The organism is Streptomyces sp. NPDC034086 (genome assembly GCF_055575515.1).
Genome location: NZ_JBVISM010000007.1, coordinates 106058 through 128196, shown reverse-complemented (window position 1 = coordinate 128196; position 22139 = coordinate 106058). Strand labels below are relative to the sequence as shown.

Annotated in this window: 21 protein-coding genes; 11 read left to right on the top strand and 10 right to left on the bottom strand. The window is 74.2% G+C overall.

The features are described 5' to 3' along the window. Window positions 1–197: 197 nt before the first annotated feature. Together ACZ514_RS18530 and ACZ514_RS18525 are read right to left on the bottom strand one after the other, a co-directional pair. Window positions 198–491, bottom strand: coding sequence for a hypothetical protein (locus ACZ514_RS18530; protein WP_468171095.1), 294 nt, complete (start codon window positions 489–491; stop codon window positions 198–200). A 271-nt stretch (window positions 492–762) separates the two neighbouring features. Beyond that, complete coding sequence (locus ACZ514_RS18525) at window positions 763–2586, bottom strand: class I adenylate-forming enzyme family protein (RefSeq protein WP_469125168.1); 1824 nt, start codon at window positions 2584–2586, stop codon at window positions 763–765. 152 nt (window positions 2587–2738) lie between these two features. Between ACZ514_RS18525 and ACZ514_RS18520 the strand changes: the two genes are divergently transcribed. The 4 genes from ACZ514_RS18520 (at window position 2739) to ACZ514_RS18505 (ending at window position 6898) form a co-directional block, all read left to right on the top strand. Continuing rightward, entirely contained in the window at window positions 2739–3941 is a 1203-nt protein-coding gene (locus ACZ514_RS18520) for an amidohydrolase family protein (protein ID WP_469125220.1), read from the top strand. Continuing rightward, window positions 3941–5095 carry an acyl-CoA dehydrogenase gene (locus ACZ514_RS18515; protein ID WP_469125167.1) on the top strand — a complete coding sequence of 385 codons (1155 nt, stop codon included), beginning with the start codon at window positions 3941–3943 and terminating at the stop codon, window positions 5093–5095. The genes ACZ514_RS18520 and ACZ514_RS18515 overlap by 1 nt, the downstream gene beginning before the upstream one ends. Before the next feature lie 6 nt (window positions 5096–5101). Continuing rightward, window positions 5102–6016, top strand: a complete 915-nt coding sequence (locus ACZ514_RS18510; protein ID WP_469125166.1) for an acyl-CoA dehydrogenase family protein — start codon at window positions 5102–5104, stop codon at window positions 6014–6016. 429 nt (window positions 6017–6445) lie between these two features. Further along, a complete protein-coding gene (locus tag ACZ514_RS18505) occupies window positions 6446–6898 on the top strand; it encodes an ATP-binding protein (RefSeq protein ID WP_468171109.1) in 453 nt (150 codons plus the stop codon). A 168-nt stretch (window positions 6899–7066) separates the two neighbouring features. On the opposite strand, the gene ACZ514_RS18500 is transcribed toward ACZ514_RS18505, so the two are convergent. Further along, the gene (locus tag ACZ514_RS18500) at window positions 7067–8458 is read right to left on the bottom strand and encodes a pentapeptide repeat-containing protein (RefSeq protein ID WP_469125165.1); all 1392 of its coding nucleotides are present in this window, start codon (window positions 8456–8458) and stop codon (window positions 7067–7069) included. Next, window positions 8455–9129 carry a TetR/AcrR family transcriptional regulator gene (locus ACZ514_RS18495; protein ID WP_469125164.1) on the bottom strand — a complete coding sequence of 225 codons (675 nt, stop codon included), beginning with the start codon at window positions 9127–9129 and terminating at the stop codon, window positions 8455–8457. The genes ACZ514_RS18500 and ACZ514_RS18495 overlap by 4 nt, the downstream gene beginning before the upstream one ends. 68 nt (window positions 9130–9197) lie before the next feature. On the opposite strand from ACZ514_RS18495, the gene ACZ514_RS18490 reads away from it, so the two are divergent. Together ACZ514_RS18490 and ACZ514_RS18485 are read left to right on the top strand one after the other, a co-directional pair. Beyond that, window positions 9198–10634 carry an FAD-dependent monooxygenase gene (locus ACZ514_RS18490; RefSeq protein ID WP_469125163.1) on the top strand — a complete coding sequence of 479 codons (1437 nt, stop codon included), beginning with the start codon at window positions 9198–9200 and terminating at the stop codon, window positions 10632–10634. Window positions 10635–10799: 165 nt separating this feature from the next. After that, the gene (locus ACZ514_RS18485) at window positions 10800–11621 is read left to right on the top strand and encodes a MerR family transcriptional regulator (RefSeq protein ID WP_469125162.1); all 822 of its coding nucleotides are present in this window, start codon (window positions 10800–10802) and stop codon (window positions 11619–11621) included. A 31-nt stretch (window positions 11622–11652) separates the two neighbouring features. Here the strand turns inward: ACZ514_RS18485 and ACZ514_RS18480 are convergent, their stop codons facing one another. The 3 genes from ACZ514_RS18480 to ACZ514_RS18470 all read right to left on the bottom strand — a co-directional run bounded on the left by ACZ514_RS18480 (window position 11653) and on the right by ACZ514_RS18470 (window position 14418). After that, window positions 11653–12327 carry a DNA alkylation repair protein gene (locus ACZ514_RS18480; protein ID WP_469125161.1) on the bottom strand — a complete coding sequence of 225 codons (675 nt, stop codon included), beginning with the start codon at window positions 12325–12327 and terminating at the stop codon, window positions 11653–11655. Between the two features lie 371 nt (window positions 12328–12698). Beyond that, entirely contained in the window at window positions 12699–13226 is a 528-nt protein-coding gene (locus ACZ514_RS18475; protein ID WP_469125160.1) for a hypothetical protein, read from the bottom strand. Window positions 13227–13491: 265 nt separating this feature from the next. Beyond that, complete coding sequence (locus ACZ514_RS18470) at window positions 13492–14418, bottom strand: cyclase family protein (RefSeq protein WP_469125159.1); 927 nt, start codon at window positions 14416–14418, stop codon at window positions 13492–13494. Window positions 14419–14514: 96 nt separating this feature from the next. On the opposite strand from ACZ514_RS18470, the gene ACZ514_RS18465 reads away from it, so the two are divergent. From ACZ514_RS18465 to ACZ514_RS18455, 3 genes are read left to right on the top strand one after another with little or no spacing between them, the layout of a single operon-like run. Beyond that, complete coding sequence (locus ACZ514_RS18465) at window positions 14515–15426, top strand: SDR family oxidoreductase (protein WP_468171126.1); 912 nt, start codon at window positions 14515–14517, stop codon at window positions 15424–15426. 11 nt (window positions 15427–15437) lie between these two features. Beyond that, window positions 15438–16667, top strand: coding sequence for an acyl-CoA dehydrogenase family protein (locus ACZ514_RS18460; RefSeq protein ID WP_469125158.1), 1230 nt, complete (start codon window positions 15438–15440; stop codon window positions 16665–16667). Next, window positions 16664–17731: a Zn-dependent alcohol dehydrogenase gene (locus tag ACZ514_RS18455; RefSeq protein WP_469125157.1), complete on the top strand. Its 1068-nt coding sequence runs from the start codon at window positions 16664–16666 to the stop codon at window positions 17729–17731. Before ACZ514_RS18460 ends, ACZ514_RS18455 begins: the two co-directional genes overlap by 4 nt. A gap of 109 nt (window positions 17732–17840) precedes the next feature. Here the strand turns inward: ACZ514_RS18455 and ACZ514_RS18450 are convergent, their stop codons facing one another. Both ACZ514_RS18450 and ACZ514_RS18445 read right to left on the bottom strand, forming a co-directional pair. Next, window positions 17841–18743, bottom strand: coding sequence for a hypothetical protein (locus ACZ514_RS18450; protein WP_468171135.1), 903 nt, complete (start codon window positions 18741–18743; stop codon window positions 17841–17843). Window positions 18744–18797: 54 nt separating this feature from the next. Next, window positions 18798–19424, bottom strand: coding sequence for a flavin reductase family protein (locus tag ACZ514_RS18445; RefSeq protein ID WP_468171558.1), 627 nt, complete (start codon window positions 19422–19424; stop codon window positions 18798–18800). 152 nt (window positions 19425–19576) lie between these two features. On the opposite strand from ACZ514_RS18445, the gene ACZ514_RS18440 reads away from it, so the two are divergent. Together ACZ514_RS18440 and ACZ514_RS18435 are read left to right on the top strand one after the other, a co-directional pair. Continuing rightward, the gene (locus ACZ514_RS18440) at window positions 19577–20188 is read left to right on the top strand and encodes a hypothetical protein (RefSeq protein ID WP_469125156.1); all 612 of its coding nucleotides are present in this window, start codon (window positions 19577–19579) and stop codon (window positions 20186–20188) included. A gap of 123 nt (window positions 20189–20311) precedes the next feature. Next, complete coding sequence (locus tag ACZ514_RS18435; RefSeq protein WP_468171561.1) at window positions 20312–21106, top strand: VOC family protein; 795 nt, start codon at window positions 20312–20314, stop codon at window positions 21104–21106. A gap of 64 nt (window positions 21107–21170) precedes the next feature. On the opposite strand, the gene ACZ514_RS18430 is transcribed toward ACZ514_RS18435, so the two are convergent. Continuing rightward, window positions 21171–21956 (bottom strand): enoyl-CoA hydratase/isomerase family protein, encoded by a 786-nt coding sequence (locus tag ACZ514_RS18430; RefSeq protein ID WP_469125155.1) that lies wholly within the window; start codon window positions 21954–21956, stop codon window positions 21171–21173. Window positions 21957–22139: the final 183 nt, after the last annotated feature.

Here is a 22139-nt window from a genome sequence, read left to right as displayed (position 1 = left end):
CAAGAGGACATGGCGGCCCGAGGCGTCAGGGCCGGGGAAGTGTGTGTGCGGCGGTGCCGCGGAGCGGAGCGGGCCTGGCCGCGCGTCGCCGGGAGTCCCGGGGACGGGGGAGGGCGGGCGCGGTGGCCGGTCGCCGCGGGTGACAGCTGCCCTGCAGGAGCAGCGGTCGGAGCGGCGGTGAAGGCTGTGGGCGCAGGTCAGTTCGAGATCAGCGGGCCCAGCGAGTAGTGGCGGGCCGCACCCGTCGCGAGGACGGTGGCGAGGAGGGCGCGGGCCTTCTCACGGGCCTGGGTGTCGTCCTCGGCCCGGACGAAGAGGGCCACGCTCATCCCCTCCGGCAGGGGGCGCACCCGTACGTGCTCGAGGGCGTGCTGCGGGCCGGCGTGGGCCCAGAGTGCGTCCTGGAGCAGGCTCGCCCCGCTGTCCGTACCGGGCGCCCCGGTGTGGCTGACGAGGGGGAGCCGGACGAGGAGCATGCCGATCAGTCCCACCCGATGGTGCGGTCCGCGCGGATGCCGGCGGCGGTACTCGGAGTGGTTTTCGACATGGCGGTGCCCCCTGGCTGATGACGGTTCCTGGTGGATCCGGACGGCGGATGTCCGGGCCGTGGGAGGCGTGTTGCCCCTGGTGGCCCCGGCTCCGGGTTTCGTTCCCGCCGCCGTTCCGGTGAGCACCATCCTGCTCGGCCGGGAACCCCCGTGGAAGGTTTCCGGACCGGCACCAAGGGGCCTGACACCTTGGTGCCAGCAGCGGCGGCCGCGGTCAGGCGTACCGCTCGCGCAGCCGGTACTTCAGCACCTTGCGCAGGGCGTCGTTGCGGGGCAGGGCGTCGACCAGTTCCAGCTGTTCGGGGAGCTTGTGCGGGGCGAGTCCGCGCGTGCGCAGGTACGCCGTGACCTGCGGCAGGGTGAGCGGCGCGGCCCCGTGCGGCTGCTCGACGACGGCGCAGACGCGTTCGCCGCGCTCTTCGTCCGGCAGGCCGATGACGGCGACGTCACCGACGCCGGGGAACTGGTGGAGGAGGTCCTCGATCTCCTTCGCGGAGATGTTCTCCCCCTTGCGGATGATCACGTCCTTGGCCCGTCCCGTGAGGACGAGGTGGCCGGACGGGGTGAGGTGCCCGAGGTCGCCGGTGATCAGGTAGCCGTCGGCGTCGAAGGCCTCCTCCCCGGTGTCCGGCCGGTTCAGGTAGCCCTGGCAGACCGCCTCGCCGCGCAGCCGGACCTCACCGTCGGTTCCGGCGGGCAGGACGGTGCCGTCGGGGGTGGTGATGCGGACGGACATGCCCTGCGGGGGGCGCCCTTCGGTGGTGGCCAGGTTCTCCGGGGTGTCGTCCGGGGACCCCATGGTGATCATCGGGACCTCGGTCATGCCGTAGCCGTGGGCGAGCCGGCAGCCCAGTTCGCGCACCACCGCGTGGTAGATCTCGGGGGGCTTGGGGGCGCCGCCGCCCGCCAGGAGCCGCAGGCGGGGCAGGAGCGGGGTGGCGGGGTCCTTGCGCTGCTCGGCGAGGAACAGGGAGTAGAACGCGGTGGAGCCGCCGGCGATGGTGACCCCGTGGCGGCGGTAGCCGTCCAGCGCGTCCGGCATCGCGAAATTCTCGAAGAGCACCGCCGGGAAGCCGTACAGGAGCAGCATCACCAGGTAGTCCGGGCCGCCTATGTGCGCGTACGGGAAGGCGATCGAGCCGACGTCGTCCGGGGCCGGGCGCAGGGCGTGGGCGAGGCAGGAGCCGCCGGCGATCAGGGAGCGGTCGGTGTGCAGGACGCCCTTGGGGTCGGAGGTGGTGCCGGAGGTCCAGTAGATCCAGCGCACGGTGGTGCCGTCGGCGGGCGGCGGGGGCAGTACGGCCGGGTCGCCGTCGGGCAGGCCGGCGTACGCCTCGAAGACCCCGCGCGCGCCGAGCCGGTGGGCCATCGCGGTGTGGTCGAAGCCGCGCCAGAAGCCGGGTACGGCGAAGTACTCCGCCTTGGACTCGCGCAGCGCGAAGCCGACCTCGCGGTCGCGGTAGAAGGGGATCACGGGGGACTGGACGGCGCCGAGGCGGGCGAGGGCGGCCGAGAGCAGGACGCTCTCGACGCGGGTCGGCAGCTGCCAGGCGACGACCGTGCCGGGGCGCACGCCCATGCCGTACAGGCCCGCCGCGACGCGTTCGGCGCGTTCGCGCAGGGCGCCGAAGGTGAGCGTGCGGTCGGCGGCGGGGTCCTCGGCGGCCTGGACGAGGGCCGGGGCGGCGGGGGTGAGGCCGGCCCGGCGGGAGATCAGCTCCCACAGGGTCGCGGACCGGCTGAGTCCGGTGGCGACGGCCGTCAGGCGGTCGGCGGGGCCGGCGGGGGGCCGCGGGGCGGATGCCGGGGGCTGGGGGGATCCCGGGGATCCCGGGGATTCCGGGGTTGAACGCGGTTCCTCGGGTCCCGGGATTCGCGGCGCGTCCGCCGGCGCTTCCCCGATCGCGTCTGCCGCCGTTTCCCCGGCCGCGTCCGCCGCCGTTTCCCCGGCCGCGTCCGCCGCCGTTTCCCCGGCCGTCTCCGTGGTCGTTTCCGCCGCCGTTTCCCCGGCCGTCTCCGTGGTCGTTTCCGCCGTCATCCCGGACCTCCCCTGGGCGCGCCGCGCCACACGAACTGACGGTGAGTCAGATCAAGGCCAGAGCGTAGGGCTCCGCCGCTTGTCGGTCCAGGGGTGGCGGGGCTAGCTTGTTTCTGACGATGCATCAGATTTGGGTGAAGGAGCGCGAGCACATGGCCCTGGAACTGCCTCGGATCATCAGCGTCGACGACCACGTGATCGAGCCCGCCCACCTCTTCGACGTGTGGCTGCCCGCCAAGTACCGCGACCGCGGGCCCAAGCCACTCACCGCCGGGATCGGCGAACTGCGCTACACCGGCGGCAAGTACGTCATCTCCATGGACCCCGACGGCCCGCCGGCCGACTGGTGGGTCTACGAGGACCTCAGGTTCCCGTACAAGCGCAACATCGCCGCCGTCGGCTTCGACCGCGACGACATGACCCTGGAGGGCATCACCCGCCAGGAGATGCGGCGCGGCTGCTGGGACCCCGGGGCGCGGCTCCTCGACATGGACCTCAACCACGTCGAGGCCTCGCTGTGCTTCCCGACCTTCCCGCGTTTCTGCGGGCAGACCTTCGCCGAGGCCAAGGACAAGGAAGTGGCCCTCGCCTGCGTCCGCGCGTACAACGACTGGATGGTCGAGGAATGGTGCGGGGACAGCGGCGGCCGCCTGATCCCGCTGTGCATCATTCCGCTCTGGGACATCGGGCTGGCCGTCGCCGAGGTCCGCCGCAACGCCGCGCGCGGGGTCAGGGCCGTCACCTTCTCCGAGATCCCCACCCACCTGGGGCTGCCGTCCATCCACTCCGGCTACTGGGACCCCTTCTTCGCCGTCTGCGAGGAGACCGGCACGGTCGTGAACATGCACATCGGGTCCTCGTCCCAGATGCCCGCCGCCTCCCCCGACGCCCCGCCCGCCGTCCAGGCCGCGCTGAGCTTCAACAACGCCATGGCCTCGATGATGGACTTCCTCTTCAGCGGCGTACTGGTGAGGTTCCCGGCGCTGAAGCTGGCCTACAGCGAGGGCCAGATGGGCTGGATCCCGTACGCGCTGGAGCGCGCGGACGACGTCTGGCAGGAGCACCGCGCCTGGGGCGGGGTGCGCGACCTCGTCCCCGAGCCGCCGTCCACGTACTACTACCGGCAGATCTACTGCTGCTTCTTCCGCGACAAGCACGGCATCGCCTCGCTCGACGTCGTCGGCCGCGACAACGCCACCTTCGAGACCGACTACCCGCACGTCGACTCGACCTTCCCGCACACCAAGGAGGTCGCCCTCGACCACGTCGAGGGCCTCGACGAGGAGACCGTCTACAAGCTGATGCGCGGCAACGCCATCCGCATGCTCGGCCTGCCCCTCGACCAGGACCGCTGATGGACCTCTCCTACACCGAGGAGGAACAGGACTTCCGGGCCCGGCTGCGCGCGTGGCTCGCCGAGGTGCTGCCCGGACTGCCCGCCCGGCCCTCCCCCGACGACTGGCCCGGCCGGCGCGCGTACGACCTGGGCTGGCAGCGCAGGCTGTACGACGCCGGGTACGCGGGCCTGCACTGGCCCGTCGACGCCGGCGGGCGCGGCGCCACCCCGACCCAACACCTGATCTTCCTGGAGGAGACCGAGCGCGCGGGGGCCCCGTACGTCGGCGCGAACTTCGTCGGCCTGCTGCACGCGGGACCGACGATCGCCGCCGAGGGCACCCCCGCGCAGCGGGCGCGCTGGCTGCCCCCGGTACTGCGCGGGGACGAGGTGTGGTGCCAGGGCTTCAGCGAGCCCGGCGCCGGATCCGACCTGGCCTCGCTGCGCACCCGGGCGGTGCGCGACGGGGACGCGTACGTCGTCACCGGCTCCAAGATCTGGACCTCGCACGCCGAGATCGCCGACTGGTGCGAGCTGCTGGTGCGCACCGACCCGGCGGCGCCCCGGCACCGGGGGATCTCCTGGCTGGCGATGCCGATGGACGCGCCCGGCATCACGGTACGGCCGCTGCGCACCCTCGCCGGGTCCGCGGAGTTCGCGGAGGTGTTCCTGGACGAGGTGCGGGTGCCGGTGGAGAACCGGGTCGGCGCCGAGAACGACGGCTGGCGGGTCACGATGGTGACCCTGTCCTTCGAGCGCGGCACCGCCTTCGTCGGCGAGGTCGTCGCCTGCCGGCGCACCCTGTCCCGGCTGGCCCGCACCGCGAAGGAGAACGGGCGCTGGGACGACCCCGTCGTACGCCGCACCCTCGGACGGCTCCACGGGGAATTCGGGGCCCTGTGGAGGCTGACGCAGTGGAACGTCAGCGAGTCACAGCGCTCGGGCGGCGTCCCGGGCGCGGGCGGCAGCGTCTTCAAGCTGGCGTACTCGCACGCGCGGCAGGAACTGTACGAGGCGGCCGCGGCGGTCCTGGGAGCGGAATCCCTGTCCCTGGAGGCGGAGTGGACGGCGGAGCGGCTCTCCTCGCTCTCGTACACCATCGCGGCGGGCACCACGGAGATCCAGCACAACATCGTGGCCGAGCGGATCCTCGGCCTCCCGAAGGGGCGGTGAGCGGCCGTGGACTTCCGGCTGACGCAGGACCAGCGGGACGTGCGGGCGGGCATCCGGGACCTCCTCGCCGGACGGTACGGGCGCGAGGCGCTGCGGTCGGCCGTGGACGGGGCGCCGGTGCCGGTGGACCGGGGGCTGTGGCGGGAGCTGGGCGGGGCGGGGTTCTTCTCGCTGCGGCTCCCGGAGTCCGGGGGCGGAGCGGGGCTCGGCCTGCCGGAGGCGGTGCTGGTCTTCGAGGAGGCGGGGCGGGTGCTGCTGCCGGGGCCGCTGGTCGCCACGCACCTGGCCGCCGGAGTGGTCCCGGGGGCGGCGTCGGGGGAGGCGGTGGTGACCGCGTTCGACCTGGACGGACCGCTGGTGGCGCACCTGGGGGAGGCCGACGCCGTGCTGGGGATGCCGGAGGTCCCGACCGGGGTGCCGGTGCGCTCGGCGGACCCGCTGACCCCCCTGTGGCGGGCCGACGGGGTGCTCCCGGGCGGATACCGGGACACGGGGGCGCTGCTGACGGCGGCGCTCCAGCTCGGGAGCGCGCTGCGGACGGTGGAGCTGGCGGTGCGGTACGCGGGGCAGCGCGAGCAGTTCGGGCAGGCCATCGGGGGCTTCCAGGCCGTCAAGCACCTGTGCTCGCGGATGCTGGTGCGGGCCGAGGTGGCCCGTACGGCGGTCTACGCGGCGGCGGTGACGGGGGATCCCGCCGAGACCGCCGCCGCCAAGCTGCTCGCGGACGCGGCGGCGGTGCGGGGCGCGCGGGACTGCCTCCAGGTGCACGGCGGGATGGGCTTCACGTGGGAGGCGGACGTGCACCTGCACCTGAAGCGGGCCTGGGTGCGGGCGGAGCAGTGGCGCACGGCGGACCGGGCGGAGGAACTGCTGGCGGAGGCGCTGCTGGCGGAGGCGGTGTCGCCCGATGCCACGGGGTGAGCGGGCCGGGCGCGGGCGGTGATCGGGGGTCGCGGGGCGGTGGCAGTGCGTCACGGGACGTGTTCGCGCCGTGTTACGGGACGGCGGGGGAGGGGTACGGAAAGCCACGGGAGGGCCACGGGAGGGGTACGGGAAGGACGGTGCGGGACGCATGTCCGATTACAGAGAGTTGATATCGGTTTGTGTCCTTCGCCCAGCCCGATGCGGCCCGGAGACGGGGGCGTGCCACGGTACGCTCCGACGATGCGAGCGGTTGAGCGGCGTGAGCGTCGCACAGTATGCACCACGCCTACTCCTTCGCGCTGGAATATGCCCGAAGCGCTTGTTGTGGTGACTGTATGTCAACCATGCTGCTGGGCAAGGGGGTCACGGTCGGTGATCCCATCCTGTCGCGAGGCGAAGTGTCCGCCGGTTCGGATGGTGTGAGCGGTGCAGGTGCTTCAGGTGCAGCTGGAGGTAGGACCGGACCCCGCCGAGGTCGGCCGGGCGCGCCGGTGGGCGCGGTCCCGGCTGGCGGGGTCCGGAATAGGGGACGACGAGCCGCTCGCCGAGACGCTGATCCTGCTGATCTCCGAGCTGGTCACGAACGCGGTCGTGCACACGGGCTGCCCGGCCGTGCTGCGGATGCTGTTCGGGGGACCGGGGGTACGGGTCGAGGTGGCGGACGCCAGCGACCGCGCCCCGGCCCGGCGGCAGGCGTGCGGCGACGACACCGGCGGGCGCGGCCTGGAGCTGGTGGACGGCCTCGCGGACCGGTGGGGCTGGCAGCGCGAGGGCGCGGGCAAACGCATCTGGTGCGAGATCGACCGCGCGGCGGCGGAGGCCGCGGACGGGGCTCCGAAAAATTTCGGGCTGATGCGGGAACCGAGCGTGTACCTCTAACGAGGTGTTGACGGTTCGTCACGCGTTGATCACCCTGGTGGTGAGCGATTCGTCGCGAGGGGACGCCAAGGGTCCTGTGCCTTGACGAGTGCGGGTCGTGGGGTGGCGGCTGCCGTGCCGCGCTCGGGGCGCGCACGACCGCACGCCGCCACCCGCAGGTTTTCCGGGTCAGGGCCGGGGCCCGCGGGGTGGGATGACGCGTACGGTTCCTCCGCGTGCGGCGATCCAGTCCTCCAGGGCCGTCCCGGCGAGGGTGGTGCGGGTGCCGTCCGGGGCGAGGTGTTCCGCCGGGCCGAAGACGGTTCCGGTCAGGCCCGTCACGCGGGTGCTGTCGTCCAGGACCACCTTGAAGCCGTTCTCCCGGAGCACCGCGCCGCTCAGGTCCGCCCCGCGCAGGTCGGTCCCCAGCAGGGCCGCGCCCAGGATGCGGGCGCCGCGCAGGCTCGCGCCGCGCGCGTCGGCCTCGTACAGTCCGGCCCGGACGAGGTCGGCGCCGTCGAGGACGGTGCCGCGCAGGACGGCTTCGTCCAGGTCGGCCCGTACGAAGCAGGCGCCGGTGGCGTCGGCGCCGCTGAGGTCGGCGCCCTTGAGGTGGGCGCGGGAGAAGCAGGTTCCGACCAGGCGGGCGCCGGTGAGCCGGGCGTCGTGGGCCCAGGAGCCGCTGAGGTCGGCGCCGTCCAGGACCGCACCGCCGAAGTCGAGTCCCATGAAGTCCTCCCCGCCCGAGGCGCCGTCACGGACCCACTCCCACAGCCGGTCGGCGGCGTCGGGGTCCGCGGGCGCCAGCACCCGCCAGGGCAGGACGGCGGGCCGCCGGAGCCGGTACCAGGGCGCGGTCGCCGGGTCGGCGCCGGTCTCCTCGCCGCCGTCGTCCACGGTCACGGCCCGGAAGCGGGCGTCGAGGGCCTCGAGGCGGGGGTCGCCCTCCAGGTCGCGCAGCGCGTCCCGGGCGTCGAGGTCCTCCGCGTACATGTCGGCCCCGTACCAGCGCAGCGGCGTCCACCCGGCCTCCATGCGGCCGATCAGGTCGGCCCAGTGCCACAGGCGGCGGTCGGTGTCCGCAGGTGCGCAGGGCACGGTGCGCACGGCCTCGGGCAGTCCGCGCACGGTGGCGTCGGGGAAGGCCTCGACGCGGGCCTGGGTGACGGTGACGCGGAGGGCGGGGCCGTCGGTTCCGCCGTCGCCGTCGCCGTCGCCGATGGCGGCCCAGGTGGACCCGCCGCCGGGGGTGAACACGCGGTAGAGCCACGGCGTGCCCGGGTGGTCCGTCAGCACCGCCGTCCCCAGCCCGCGGGCCAGGGCCCGTCCGACGGCCTCGTCGGACGGCGGGTCCGGGACGGCCGGGCCGGCGTAGAGGAGGAGCCGGCAGGAGATGTCCCCGGGCTCCGACCACGTGATCCCGCACTGCACCGGGGTGTCCCACCGCCAGCCCTCGTCCGTTCCCTCGAGGCCGACCTCGACGGCGCCCTCGCCGACGGCGAAGACGGCGTCGAGTACCGGTCCGAGGGCGGCCGGGTCCGGTTCCGCCGCGACGAGGAAGCCGTAGGCGCGTCCGGTCATCGGGCGGTTCCGCCGGGGCGGGGGGCGTACCGGGCCTCGATGCCGGCGATCACGAGGCGCAGGCCCTCCTCGAAGCCCTGGTCGTAGTCCTGGAAGAGGTCGGCTCCGGCCTCGGCGGACAGCGGGAAGCCGGCGAGGCGCTCGGCGCGCTCGGCGACGTCGTAGCCCTCGCGGCGTTCGCCGGGGAGCGGCTCGACGCCCTGTTCCTCCGTGACGAAGCCGAGGGTGAAGAGGTAGGCGGTGGTGGTGGCGCGGACGGCCTGGGGGAGCGTGAACCCGGCGCCGGTGAGCGCCCGCAGGTGTTCCTCCAGCCAGACGGCGTGCTCGGTGCCGGTGAAGCGGGACCCGCTGAAGACCCTCGCGCCGTCGCGGTAGCGCAGCAGGGTGGCGCGCAGACGGCGGTTGGCGGCGAGGAGGCGGTCCTGCCAGGGGAGGTCCGGGGGGAGGGCGGCGCCGGCGCCGGCGGTCATCCGGCGGTAGATCTCCGTCGCCATCTCGTCGAGGAGTTCCTGCTTGTTCTTGAAGTGCCAGTACAGGGCGGGTGCCTGGACGTCGAGCTCCTTGGCGATGGCGCGCAGGCTGAGCCCGTCGAGGCCGAGGTCGTTCAGCAGGCGGAGGGAGGCCTCCACGGCCTGCTTCTTGTCCAGCTTGGGGGTTCTGCGGGTAGCCACGCTTGACAGCTTAACAGTGTTAAGGGCACGCTCGTCGGCAGCTGCTTAACAGCGTTAAGGAGAAGTGGATGAACCAGGACGTACTGATCGTCGGCGCGGGTCCCGCCGGCCTGGCGCTCGCCGTCGACCTCGCCCGCCGCGACGTCCGCGCACTCGTCGTGGAACGCTCCGCCGGGCTCTTCCCCGGCTCGCGCGGCAAGGGCATCCAGCCGCGCACGCTGGAGGTCTTCGACGACCTCGGCGTCTACGACGCGGTCCGCGCGGCGGGCGGCCCGTACCCGGTCGGGATGATCTGGCAGGACGGCGTACGGGTGGGCGAGCACGCCATCCTCGACCCCGACGAGACCGCGACGGCCGACGAGGGCACCCCCTACGCCGAACCCTGGATGGTCCCGCAATGGCGCACCCAGGAGATCCTGCTGGCACGGCTCGCCGAACTGGGCGGCGAGGTCGCCTTCGGCCGGGAGCTGGCCGGCATCACGCAGGACGCGGACGGGGTGACCGCCGAGTTCGCCTCCGGCGCCCCGGTGCGCGCGCGGTACGCGGTGGCCGCCGACGGCGGCCGCTCCACGGTGCGGCGGGCGCTCGGCATCGTAATGACGGGCGAAACCGTCGACCCGGCGCCGATGCTGGTGGCCGACGTACGCATCACCGGCCTCGACCGCGACCACTGGCACGTCTTCCCGCCGGCCGGAGGCGCGGGCTTCCTCGCCCTCTGCCCGCTGGCCGGCACGCGGGACTTCCAGGTGACGGCCGCGCTCCCGCACACCGACGGCCCCGTCGACCTCTCGCCGTCCGCCGTCCGGGCCCTGATCGCCGCCCGCACGCACGTGTCCGCCGAGGCCGTGACGGAGGTCCGCTGGGCGTCGGACTTCCGGCCGCGGGCGGCGATGGCCGACCGGTTCCGGGAGGGGCGGATCTTCCTCGTCGGCGACGCGGCGCACGTCCACTCGCCGGCGGGCGGGCAGGGCCTCAACACCAGCGTGCAGGACGCGTACAACCTGGGCTGGAAGCTCGCGGCGGTCCTGAGCGGGGCGGCCCCCGAGACCCTCCTCGCCACGTACGAGGAGGAACGGATGCCCGTCGCCGCCGAGATGCTCGGCCTGTCGACCCGCATCCACCGCGGCGAGGCCCGCCGCGGCGCGGCCACCCGCCAGCTCGGCCTCGGCTACCGGGACTCCTCCCTGGCGGTGGAGACCCGCCCCGGCCTCCCGGCCGACGCCCTCCAGGCCGGCGACCGCGCCCCGGACGGCCACCGCGGCGGCACCCGCCTCTTCGACGCCTTCCGCGGCCCGCACTGGACCCTGCTCACGGTCGGCACCGCCGAGCCGGGCCCCCTCACCGGCGCCCGCACGGTCCGGATCCCGGCGTACGGGGCGTACGGCGACGGCGTGTTCCTGATCCGCCCGGACGGCTACGTGGCCTGGGCGGGCGGCGCGACGGGCGCGGCGGAGGACCTGGCGGCGTACGCGGCGGGGGTGGGGCTGTCATGCGTGGGCGAATAGCGCCAGCTCCTCGAATGCCCCCGCCCCAGCGGCCGCATCCGGCACCGGCCGTCCCGCCACGGGGTCCCCGGGACTCGCGCCCAGCGCGGCGAGGGCCGCGCTGGGGGACTGACCCCGGTCGGTCTTGACCCTCACACCGTGTCAGGTGGTCAGCTCGGAGACATCATGTTCACCATCGGAGACTTCGCCCGGCACGGCCGCGTTTCGGTCCGGATGCTGCGTCACTACGACGCGACCGGTCTGCTGCGCCCTGCCCACGTCGACCCTGCCAGCGGCTATCGCCACTACACCGCCGCGCAGCTCGCCCGCCTCAACCGGATCATCGCGCTCAAGGACCTCGGATTCACCCTCCAGCAGGTCCGGGACATCGTGGACGAGAAGGTCGGCGCCGAGGAACTGCGCGGCATGCTGCGGCTGCGGCAGGCCGAACTGGAGACTGCCGTGGCCGCCGCACGAAGGCGGATGGCGCAGGTCGAGGCGAGGCTCCGAGCGATCGAGAGCGAGGGGCACATGCCCACGAACGACGTCGTCATCAAGAGCGTCCCCACGGTCCGGGTGGCGGAGCTGACCGCGACCGCCGCGAGTTACGAGCCGGCGGACATCGGGCCGGTCGTCGGGCCGCTCTACGAGGAGCTGTTCCGGTACCTGGGAGCGGCGGGCATCAGCCCCACGGGCCCCGGTGTCGCCTCCTACGAGGACGCCCCGGAGGGGGGCGGCAGGATCACCGTCCATGCCGCCGTCCAGGTGTCCGCACCTCTCCAGAACGGCGTCTTCCGCGTCCACGACCTGCCGTCCCTCGACCAGGCGGCGACCATCGTGCACCGCGGTTCCATGGACACCGTGCTCCCCACCGCCCAGACCCTGGCCCGCTGGATCGATGCCAACGGCTACCTGTCGAGCGGCTACCCCCGCGAGGTCAACCTGGAATGCCCCGAGAACCGCGACGACTGGGTGACGGAACTGCAGGTACCGGTGACCCCGGCCTGACAGCTGTCGACGTCTCGAGCCGGGACAGGGGTCAGCGGGTGGTGGAGCGGCGGACCATTTCGGCGATCCAGGCGGGCGCGTACGGGGACGTGCAGCCCGGGGAGGTCGGGTAGTCCTTCAGGACCTCCAGGCGTTCCCCGATGGCGACCGCGCGGGCGCGGTGTTCGGGGTGCTCGATGCCGATCTGGGCCAGGCAGTGGTTCATCGCCCACTGGAGGCGGTCCGGGGCGTCCTTCATCCGCGCCTCGATGAGGTCCAGCAACCCGGCCAGGTCGAGTCCCTCGGGCCGCTTCGCCACCCGGTCGGTGGTCAGGGCCCAGCCGGCGCTCGCGACCACCGGGTCCGGATCCGCGAACCAGGCCTCCCTCAGTTCCTCGGCGTGCGGGCTCTTCTTGACGACGTAGCCGACGAGCCAGTCCTGCACCTTGGGCGTGCGCGCCCCGCGCAGCATGGCGTCCAGCTCGTCCCGGCCGTACGCCTTCGGGCGGGAGATCAGGAGGGCGAGGAGCCGCGCGGCGGTGTCGCCCGTCGCCCAGAGGTCGCGGGCGAGGTCCTGCTGCGTCCTGAGGCGTTTGGCGACGGCGCGCAGCTTGGCGAGGTTCACGCCGTGGTCGTCGCCGTGCCGCTCGTTCACGGCGCGGATCCTCGGGTCCTCCAGCGCGGCCAGTTCCGCCAGCACCTCGGCGGTCGTCGTCGTACCGGTCATCTCGGCCGCCTCCTGTGCGTCGCGTACGGATGCAGCGTACGAGGCGCCCACGACGGCCCCGGCCCGGCGCGCCCGGTCCGGGAGCACCCCGGGCACGTGCTCGGGCAGGTGGCGGGACTCGGCGTTGACGGGGATGCCGCTGTCGTAGCCGAGGCAAGGCGAGGGCGGGGCTCGAGACCGGCACCCGGCCCTCGTGTACGTCTACGACCGCGCGCCCGAGCGGTGGCCCGCAGGAGGCTCCGGCGGCGGGGGAGCGCGTCAAGGTCGTCTGGTTCGGCTTCGGGGCAGGGGCGTGAGGGGGCCGCCTGCGCGAAGGCCGCCCGCGCCGCCGCCGGTGGGGCGGGGTGCGGGCGGCCCGGTCGGAGGTCGGGTCAGCAGGGGCGGATGTGGTAGACCGGGGTCCAGGACGCCGTGCCGGTGCCCTTGGCCACGTGCGACCAGCGCTCGCTGCCGTCGGAGTTGTAGAAGCGGGCCCGGGTCCCGGAGGTCTGGTTGTTGTTGAAGGTGCCGTCGCCGATGCCGTTGAAGTCGTAGTAGCCGCAGCGGTAGTAGTCGTAGGCGTAGCCGCGGCCGTCCACGATGCACAGGTGGCCGCTGTTGCAGGCCAGCGCCGTGTCCGGGGCCGCCAGGTCGCGGGTCTCGGTCTGGCCGGGGGCCCTGACGACGAGCTCGCCGCCGGCGACGGTCAGTTTGTTCGCGGAGATCTGGCGGGCCCGCGGGTCCGACGCCAGGACGGCGTCGACGCGCTGCTGGAGTTCGGCCGCCTGCGGGGCCGTCAGCCCGGCGGCGCGGGTCTGCTGGGAGAAGGCGGTCGAGGTGGAGGCTTCGGCTGTCAGTACCGGGCCCGCCATCAGGGCCGCGGTCGCGGTCATCATCGCCAGGATCTTGCGCGGTGACATGGGTGTTCCCCTTTTCGTCTTCGGCAGCCAGGTGGACGCCGCTCGTGGCGGCGGTCTGGGAGTCGCGGGACTCATCGTTCCGAAGTCCGGTCGGGTGCATGAAGGGGTGATTCGGCCGGGTTGCGGCTCTTGTGTGGATAACTGCTGTGTGCACCAGCATCGGGTGGCACAGGCGTATCCGATCAGGTGTGTGGTCAATGCACCGTTTCTGCTGGCGGGGCGGCGTTTCCAGCCCGGCTCGCCGGCCGTGGCGTGATGGGGCGGGTCACAGGACCGCCACCGGGGCCACCGGGGTGCCGGTGCCGCCGACGAAAGGTTCCGGCATGGCGGAGAGGAGGAAGGAGTACCGGCCCTCTTCCGCACAGGCTGTGGACAGTTCCTCCAGGTTCCAGTTCTGGCCCTGGTGCATGCCCATCTCGACCAGGTCCAGCGCGTGCACCGGCAGCCAGAGGTCCTCGATCTCCGGCGGGAAGATCTCGAAGGTGAGGGTGTCGTTCGCGACGGCCGCCACGTCCCGCGCGTGGAACCACCGCGGGGTGCGGACGGACAGGCCGGGGGAGGGGAACCCGTAGCCGTGCTTGTCGCCCGCCAGGTAGACCTGGACCTGGCCGGTGCGGACGAGGACGACATCGCCCGCGCGGACCGTGACGCCGCCGAACTCCTCCGCCTCCGCGAGGTCCTCCGGGGTGACCGCGTGGTCCCCCGGGAGGCGGTCCAGGCCCTTGGCGCGGGCCACGTCCAGCAGGACGCCGCGCGAGACGATGTGCCGCGCCTTGTCGATGCCGCTGAACTCCGCGCGCCCGTGCGCGGTGATCGTCGACGCCGGGCGGCCGTTGTAGATGCGGCCCGAGTGGGAGACGTGGGTCAGGGCGTCCCAGTGGGTGGCCGACTGGAGGCCCATCGTCACGGCGTCGTCGCTGCACGCCACCGTGCCCGGGCCGAAGAGCTCCTGGTTGATCTGGACCATGGTGTGGAGGGGGTTGACCCGGCCCGGGATGAGTCCGGCCTGGACGCCGTCCTCCTTCAGGGGGAGCGCGAGGGGGACCCGGCGGCCCGTACGGATCTCCGCGGCGGCGGCGCGCACCACCTCGTCGGTGATCAGGTTCAGGGTGCCGATCTCGTCGTCGGCGCCCCAGCGGCCCCAGTTGTTGACGCGCTCGGCGATGTCGTGGAACTCGGGAGGGAGGGTCACCGGCCATCAGCTCCTAGGGGCGCGGGGCTTGTGTGAAGGGATCCGACTGGCCATAGAATCTAACGGTCCGTCAGAAAACACGGGAAGGGGTCGGCCGTGGGGAACTTCTTGGCAGGCAAGGTGGTCGCCGTCACCGGCGCGGGCCGGGGCATCGGCCGGGCGGTGGCGCTCGCCGCCGCCGCCGAGGGCGCCAAGGTCGTCGTCAACGACTACGGGGTCGGGATCGGGGGCGGCCAACCGACCAGCGAGGTCGCGCAGGACGTGGCCGAGGAGATCCACGCCGGCGGCGGCGAGGCCGTCGCCGTCGCCGACGACATCTCCGCCATGGCCGGCGGTCAGCGCGTGGTGGACACCGCCCTCGCCGAGTACGGACGCCTCGACGGCGTCGTCTGCGTCGCCGGGATCCTGCGCGAGCGGATGCTGTTCAACATGTCCGAGGAGGAGTGGGACCCCGTCCTCGCCACCCACCTCAAGGGCACCTTCACCGTCTTCCGCGCCGCCTCCGCCGTCATGCGCCGGCAGGGCTCCGGCACGCTCATCGGCTTCACCAGCGGCAACCACGCCGGATCCGTCGCCCAGGCCAACTACAGCGCAGCCAAGGGCGGGATCATCTCCCTCGTCCGCAGCGCCGCCCTCGGCCTCAACAAGTACGGGGTCACCGCCAACGCCGTCGCACCCGTCGCCCGGACCCGGATGTCGGCCAACGTGCCCATGGAACTCAAGGAGATCGGCGAGCCCGAGGACGTCGCCGCGCTCGTCACCTACCTCCTCAGCGACCGCGCCAAGGCCGCGGACATCACCGGGCAGGTCTACACGATCGCCGGCCCCAAGATCGCCGTCTGGGCCCAGCCGCGCGAACTCCGCGCCGCGTACGCCGAAGGCACCTGGACCCCCGAGAAGATCGCCGACTTCCTCCCCGGAACCGTCGGCACCGACCCCATGCCGATGCTCGCCCAGCTCGAAGCCATGGCCAAGGCCGCCGCCGCCAAGGACCGGCCCAACGCCTGAGAAGGAGCGCCGTGGACTTCAGCTTCGAACCCGAGGACGAAGAACTGCGCGCCCGCGCCCGCGCCTGGCTCACCGGGCACCTCGTGGGCCCGTACGCGCGGGCCGCCGGCCTCGGCGGACCGGGCAGCGAACACGAAGGCGCCGCGATCCGCCGCGACTGGGAACGCGAGCTGGGCCGCGGCGGCTGGATCGGCCAGGGCTGGCAGGAGGAGGGCTACGGCAACCGGCGGCTCTCCCTCACCGGACAGGTGGTGTGGGCCGAGGAGTACGCGGCGCAGCGCGCCCCCGCCCGGGTCGGCCACATCGGCGAGAACCTCCTCGCCCCCACCCTGATCGCCTACGGCAGCCGCGAGCAGAAGGACCGCTACCTGCCCCCGATCGCCCGCGGCGAGGAGCTGTGGTGCCAGGGCTACAGCGAGCCCGGCGCCGGATCCGACCTCGCCGGGGTGCGCACGACCGCGGTGCGCGACACCGCCGACGGGCTGCCACGCGTCACCGGGCAGAAGATCTGGACCTCCCTGGCCCGCGAGGCCGACTGGTGCTTCGTCCTGGCCCGCACCGAGGCCGGCTCCCGCCGCCACCGGGGGCTGTCCTTCCTCCTCGTCCCCATGGACCAGCCGGGCCGGGTGGAGGTCCGGCCGATCCGGCAGATGTCCGGGACGGCGGAGTTCAACGAGGTGTTCTTCGACGGGGCCGTCGCGCGGGAGGTCGTCGGCGGCGAGGGCAACGGCTGGGCCGTCGCCATGGGCCTGCTCGCCCTGGAACGCGGCGTCTCCACCCTCGTCCAGCAGATCGGCTTCGCCGCCGAACTGGAGCGCGTGGTCCGGGCGTACGCGGCTTCGGGCGCGCCGGATCCGGTCCTGCGCGAACGCCTCGTACGGCAGTGGGCGGAGCTGCGCACCATGCGCTGGAACGCCCTGCGGACGCTGGGGACCACCGGGGCCGCCGGAGCCGCCGGAGCCGCGGGCGGTGCGGGCCGTGCGGGGGCGCCCAGCGTGGCGAAGCTGCTGTGGGGCGGCTGGCACCGGCGGCTCGGGGAACTGGCCGTCCAGGTACGGGGTGCGGCCGCGACGGCCGGGCCCGGGCTCTGGGCGCGGGGGGACCCGTACGAGGACGGGCTCGACGAGGAACAGCGCCTCTTCCTGTTCACCCGGGCCGACACGATCTACGGCGGCTCGGACGAGATCCAGCGGAACATCATCGCCGAGCGGGTGCTCGGCCTGCCTAAGGAGCCCAGGTGAGAGGTGTCGTGTTCGACGGCAAGCAGGCCCAGGTGGTCGGGGACCTGAAGGTCCGGGACCCGGGGCCGGGGGAGGTGCTGGTCGCGATGGCGGCGGCCGGGCTGTGCCACAGCGACCTGTCGGTCATCGACGGGACGATCCCCTTCCCGCCGCCGGTCGTGCTCGGGCACGAGGGCGCGGGCGTGGTCGAGGCCGTGGGGGCGGGGGTGACGCACGTGGCACCGGGGGACCACGTGGCACTGTCGACCCTCGCCAACTGCGGGACCTGCGCCGACTGCGACCGGGGCCGCCCGACGATGTGCCGCAAGGCGATCGGGATGCCGGACCGGCCCTTCTCGCGGGCCGGGAAGCCGCTGTTCCAGTTCGCCTCCAACTCGGCGTTCGCGGAGCGGACCCTGGTCAAGGCCGTGCAGGCGGTGAAGGTCCCGGAGGACGTCCCGCTGACCTCGGCCGCGCTGATCGGCTGCGGGGTGCTCACCGGCGTGGGCGCGGTCCTCAACCGGGCGAAGGTGGGCCTCGGTGAGACGGTCGTCGTGATCGGGACCGGCGGGATCGGGCTCAACGTCATCCAGGGCGCCCGGATCGCGGGCGCGGCGGTCATCGTCGCGGTGGACGCGAACCCGGCGAAGGAGGCGGTGGCCCGGCAGTTCGGCGCCACCCACTTCGTGGACGCCTCGGCCGCGGCCGACACCTCGGCGGCCGTCCGGGAGGTCCTCCCGACGGGCGCGGACCACGCCTTCGAGTGCGTGGGCGACGTCAAGCTGATCCGGCAGGCCGTCGACCTCCTCGACCGGCACGGGCAGGCGGTGCTGCTCGGGGTGCCCGGCTTCAAGGAGGAGGCGTCCTTCCTGGTGTCCTCCCTGTACCTGGACAAGACGGTCATGGGCTGCCGGTACGGGTCCTCGCGCCCCCAGCACGACATCGCGCTCTACGCGGCGCTCTACCGGCAGGGAAGGCTGCTGCTGGACGAACTGGTCACGGAGGTCTACCCGGTGGAGGACTTCGCGAAGGCCGTGGACGACGCCCGCCACGGGCGGGTCGCGCGCGGGGTGCTCACGTTCTGATCCGGGCGGCCCGGAGCGTGCGTACGGCGTCCGGGATCCGGAGTCCGGGGGTGTCGTCCCGCCGGTGGCGCGGAGCCCCGAGCGGGCGGCACATCCCCGACTCGGGCCGCTAGAGGCGCCGGGCCGTCCAGGTGAGCGCCAGTGCCGGCGCGGGGAGCGCGAGGAGGGCCCACGCGCGGGTGGAACCCGCCACCGGCACGTCCAGGGCCAGCGGCAGCAGCGCGGCCACGCCGAGGAGCAGCAGGCCGAGGGCGGGCAGGTGCGTGCCGGGGTCGAAGCGGCGGATCCGCTCGACGGCGCCCGGCTCCATGTACGACTTGATCGCGGCGCCCGCGATCAGGGGCCACGGGCCGAGCACCAACAGGAAGATCACGACGATCAGCCGGCCGGCCGCGGGGCGGGCGGGCGAGGTGCCCACGCCGACCTCGGGGTGGGCGGGGGCGAACCAGACCTCGGCCGTGGTGCCGGGCTCCGGGCGTTCGCCGGTGGTCACGCCCGCGACGGCGACGTCCCGGGAGCCGCCCTCGTACGGCACGCTGAGGACCACGTCGGTGCTGTAGTACGCGTTGCCGTCGTCCGTGGCCGGGTTGTGCTCCGGTTCGCCGGTGAGCCGGACGATCCGGGCCTCGTGGCGGTCGTAGCCGGCCCGTTCCAGCTGTTCCGCGCGCCTGCCCACCTCGCCGGTGTCGGTGAAGCACACGACGAGGGCGGCGAAGGTGGCGAGGGGGACCCCGAAGGCGAGCAGGACGCGCAGCACGCGTCCGCGCGGCCGTCCCGGCGGCCTCTTGCGGAGGTCCGCCCCGGGCGGGACGCGGCGGGCGTGCAGGGACGCCGCCACCCAGCACGCGGCGAAGAGGGCGGAGGCGCCGGCGAGGGAGGCCTCCGCCACCAGCGGCGGGTACGGGCTCACTCGGACGAGTGCGCACAGGAGCGCGGCCACGGCGCTCCCGACCATCAGCCACCCGGTGATGCCGGTCCACCGGGTGCGCCCCGGCCCGTACGTGTTCCCCATGCCCCCACCGCCCTGACGTCGACCGCAGGATAACGGCGGGCCGGGCGGGAGCGGTCAGTCGGCCAGGCGGGCGAAGCGGCCCTTGTGGAAGAGCAGCGGGTCGCCCTCGCCGGCCGCGCCCATGGCTTCGACCCGGCCCACGACGATGAGGTGGTCGCCGCCGGTGTGGACGGCGTGGATCCGGCAGTCGATCCAGGCCGGTACGTCGTCCAGCACCGGGGATCCGGTCGCCGGGGCGGGCCGGTGCGCGACCCCGGCGAACTTGTCGGCGCCGCTGACCGCGAAGGCCCGGCACAGCCCGCCCTGCCCGGCTCCGAGGATGTTGACGCAGAACACCCCGGCGCGGGCGATGCGCGGCCAGGTGGCCGACGTGCGCGCCACCATGAAGGTGACCAGGGGCGGGTCGAGGGAGAGCGAGGCGAAGGACTGGCAGGCGAAGCCGGCCGGGCCCTCCCCGCCGTCGGCGGGCGGGGCGGTGACGACGGTGACCCCGCTCGCGAAGTTGCCCAGGACGGCCCGGAACTCGGCGGGACTGACGGGCGCGCGTTCGTCCTCGCCGACGGCCCGCAGGCCGGGGCGGGGCCGGGGGTACCCCGGGGCGGGGTCCGGGGGAGCGCCGGTCCGCACGCCGGAGGTGGGGGAGCCGGCCGACCTGAGGTATCGGACGACGGTGGCCGCCATCCCTGCGTGTCCCATCACACCGACGATTGAAGCTGACGGAGTGTCAGATGGGAAGGGGGGCGGGGGCCCGGCCGGGCGCGGGAGGAGGGGACCGGGTGCGGGGTGTAGGGTGCCGGGCGATTGAACATGTTCAAGCGGGAGGGGTGGGGGCGATGGCGCACGAGGTGCGGGAGCTGGGCGTGGTGCGCCGGCCGCGCGTGCGCGGGGCGGGCGCACCGGGCGCCGTGCGCGGCGCGGGCCGGAGCGGGGCGGCGTCCGTCTGGAGCCGGGAGCTGCCGGGGGCGGTGGCGCCGGCGGCCGGGCAGCCGTTGCTGCTGCTGGGGATCTCGGTGCTGCACGCCTCGCGGCAGCCGGAGTGGGACCCCGCCGACGGCGGGGCCTTCGGGCTGCTGTTCCTGCTCTGCTTCGGGATCGTGCTGTTCCCGCTGCTCGGGCTGCTGCACACGGCCCTGTTCTCGCTGCCCGTCACCGCCGCGGCCCGGGCGCTGGGCCGCCGCACCGGCCTGCCCGGCGCCGCCCTCGCCGTCCCGCTCGGAGCGGCCCTCGCCGCGCTGTACGCGGCCGGGGGATGGTGGCGCGGGCTGCCCTTCGGGCCGACCTGGGCGTGGGTGGCCGGGCTCGCGGTGCTGCCGGTGACCGGGGCGCTGTACGCCCGCGCGCGGGACGCGGGACCGCTGACGATGATCGCGTGGGGCGTCCGCGTCACGGTGGCCGGCCTGCTGGTGCTGCTGCTGTTCGGCGTCGGGCTCGCCCTCGGGGACTGAGGCGCCGCCCGCGACCCCCGTACGGGTGAATCCGCCCGGCCTCGGGCGGCCGTACGCCGTCGCGTGCGCGAGCCGTGGGCAAGGTGGCCAGCGACCGTGTCGCCCCACCCGCTGGAGGACCCCATGCTCGGCACCGCCTTCCGTACCGGCTCACCCAACTGGCTCGACCTCGGCAGCCCCGACACCGGCGCGGCCGCGGCCTTCTACCGGGCGGTCTTCGGCTGGGAGTTCGTCCCCGCCGGACCCGAGGCGGGCGGGTACGGCTTCTTCCGGCTCGGCGGGAAGACCGTGGCCGCGCTCGGTCCGCTCACCGAGGAGGGCGCGCGGTCGGCGTGGATGGTGCACTTCCAGAGCCCCGACGTGCGGGCCACGGCCGAAGCGGTGCGGGCCGGGGGCGGGCGGGTACGGATGGAACCCATGGACGTCATGGGCGAGGGCTGGCTGGCCCAGTTCACCGACCCGCAGGGCGCGCAGTTCGCCTCCTGGCAGCCCGGGAAGACCGGCGGGCTCGAAGTGGCCTCCGAGGAGAACACGCTGGTGTGGGTGGAGCTCCACGTGCCGGACCCGGTCGCCGCGATCCGCTTCTACACCGGGGTGTTCGGCTGGCGGTACGCCGAGATGGAGGCGCCGGGGATGACGTACCGGGTGCTGAGCGTCGGCGACGGGGACCAGGAGGAAGGGTCCTTCGGCGGGGTCGCGCCGCAGGGCGAGGGCGCGGGCGGCGCGTCGACGATGGTGCCGCGGTGGGTGCCGTACTTCCACGTGGCGGACGTGGACGCCACCGTCGCGACGGCCGAGGAGAACGGCGGCGCGGTGCTGATGCCGGCGGAGGACCTGCCCGAGGTCGGCCGGATCGCCTGGGCCTCCGACCCGGCCGGAGCGGTGTTCGCGCTGCTGAGGCCGGAGCCGCGGATGTAGCGCGGGGCGGGGGCCGCGGGTCGGGGGCCGGCCGGCGGGGTGCGCGCCCCGCCGGACGGGCCCGTCAGCGGCCCAGGTACTTCGGGGCGCGGCGCTCCACGAAGCTGGCCACGCCCTCGTTCGCGTCGAGGGTGGTCATGTTGAGCTCCTGGGCGGTGGCCTCGGCGGCCAGCGCGGTGGCGCGGTCGCCGTCGAGGGAGGCGTTGACCAGCTGCTTCGTGAGCGCGAGGGCGCGCGTGGGGCCCTGCGCGAGGCGCTCCGCCCACGCGCGGGCGGCGGACTCCAGCCCGTCGGCCGGGACCACCCGGTTGACCAGGCCGAGGCGGGCGGCCTCCTCGGCGGGGACGGCGTCGCCGAAGAACATCAGCTCCTTGGCCTTCTGGGGGCCGAGGAGGCGGGGCAGGAGGTAGGCGCCGGCGCCGTCGGGGACGAGGCCGCGGCGGACGAACACCTCGATGAAGCGGGCCGTGTCGGCGGCGATGACGAGATCGCAGGCGAGGGCGAGGTGGGCGCCGATGCCGGCGGCGGTGCCGTTGACCGCGGCGATGACGGGCTTCTCGCAGTCGAGGACCGCGGTGATCAGGCGCTGGGCGCCGAGGCGGATCATACGGGCGACGTCACCGGCGACGCGGTCGCCGGTGACCGGGCCGCCGCGGAGGTCGGCGCCCGCGCAGAAGCCCTTGCCGGTGGCGGTGAGGACGACGGCGCGGATGGCGGGGTCGGCGGAGGCGGTGCCCAGGAGGGAGACGACGCGGTCGCGCTGGTCCGGGGTGAGGGCGTTCATGGCATCGGGGCGGTTGAGGGTGATCCAGCTGACGCTGGCCTCGACGCGGTGCAGGATCTCGTCCATGGGGTGCGGGGCTCCTGTGGGGGTGGGGTCCGGTTCCCGGGTCTCTGCCCGGGCCTCTGCCCTGACCGGGCGGTTCGGGGAGGGGGGTTGCCTTGTCGGGCGCGGGTTCGGTGGGGTGGCCCCGGACGGCACCCCACCCCGTCCCCGCCCCCTCACGTCCGTTTTCCGGCCGCCCCGCCGGCG

What these genes read in the sequence shown, in the direction of transcription:
- ACZ514_RS18475 (WP_469125160.1), bottom strand. Translation starts at nt 13,226, where the DNA reads ATGTCACCGCGCAAGATCCTGGCGATGATGACCGCGACCGCGGCCCTG.
- ACZ514_RS18500 (WP_469125165.1), bottom strand. Translation starts at nt 8,458, where the DNA reads ATGACCGGACGCGCCTACGGCTTCCTCGTCGCGGCGGAACCGGACCCG.
- ACZ514_RS18430 (WP_469125155.1), bottom strand. Translation starts at nt 21,956, where the DNA reads ATGGACGAGATCCTGCACCGCGTCGAGGCCAGCGTCAGCTGGATCACC.
- ACZ514_RS18440 (WP_469125156.1), top strand. Translation starts at nt 19,577, where the DNA reads ATGGCGCACGAGGTGCGGGAGCTGGGCGTGGTGCGCCGGCCGCGCGTG.
- ACZ514_RS18515 (WP_469125167.1), top strand. Translation starts at nt 3,941, where the DNA reads ATGGACCTCTCCTACACCGAGGAGGAACAGGACTTCCGGGCCCGGCTG.
- ACZ514_RS18480 (WP_469125161.1), bottom strand. Translation starts at nt 12,327, where the DNA reads ATGACCGGTACGACGACGACCGCCGAGGTGCTGGCGGAACTGGCCGCG.
- ACZ514_RS18520 (WP_469125220.1), top strand. Translation starts at nt 2,739, where the DNA reads ATGGCCCTGGAACTGCCTCGGATCATCAGCGTCGACGACCACGTGATC.
- ACZ514_RS18435 (WP_468171561.1), top strand. Translation starts at nt 20,312, where the DNA reads ATGCTCGGCACCGCCTTCCGTACCGGCTCACCCAACTGGCTCGACCTC.
- ACZ514_RS18485 (WP_469125162.1), top strand. Translation starts at nt 10,800, where the DNA reads ATGTTCACCATCGGAGACTTCGCCCGGCACGGCCGCGTTTCGGTCCGG.
- ACZ514_RS18450 (WP_468171135.1), bottom strand. Translation starts at nt 18,743, where the DNA reads ATGGGGAACACGTACGGGCCGGGGCGCACCCGGTGGACCGGCATCACC.
- ACZ514_RS18445 (WP_468171558.1), bottom strand. Translation starts at nt 19,424, where the DNA reads ATGGCGGCCACCGTCGTCCGATACCTCAGGTCGGCCGGCTCCCCCACC.
- ACZ514_RS18525 (WP_469125168.1), bottom strand. Translation starts at nt 2,586, where the DNA reads ATGACGGCGGAAACGACCACGGAGACGGCCGGGGAAACGGCGGCGGAA.
- ACZ514_RS18490 (WP_469125163.1), top strand. Translation starts at nt 9,198, where the DNA reads ATGAACCAGGACGTACTGATCGTCGGCGCGGGTCCCGCCGGCCTGGCG.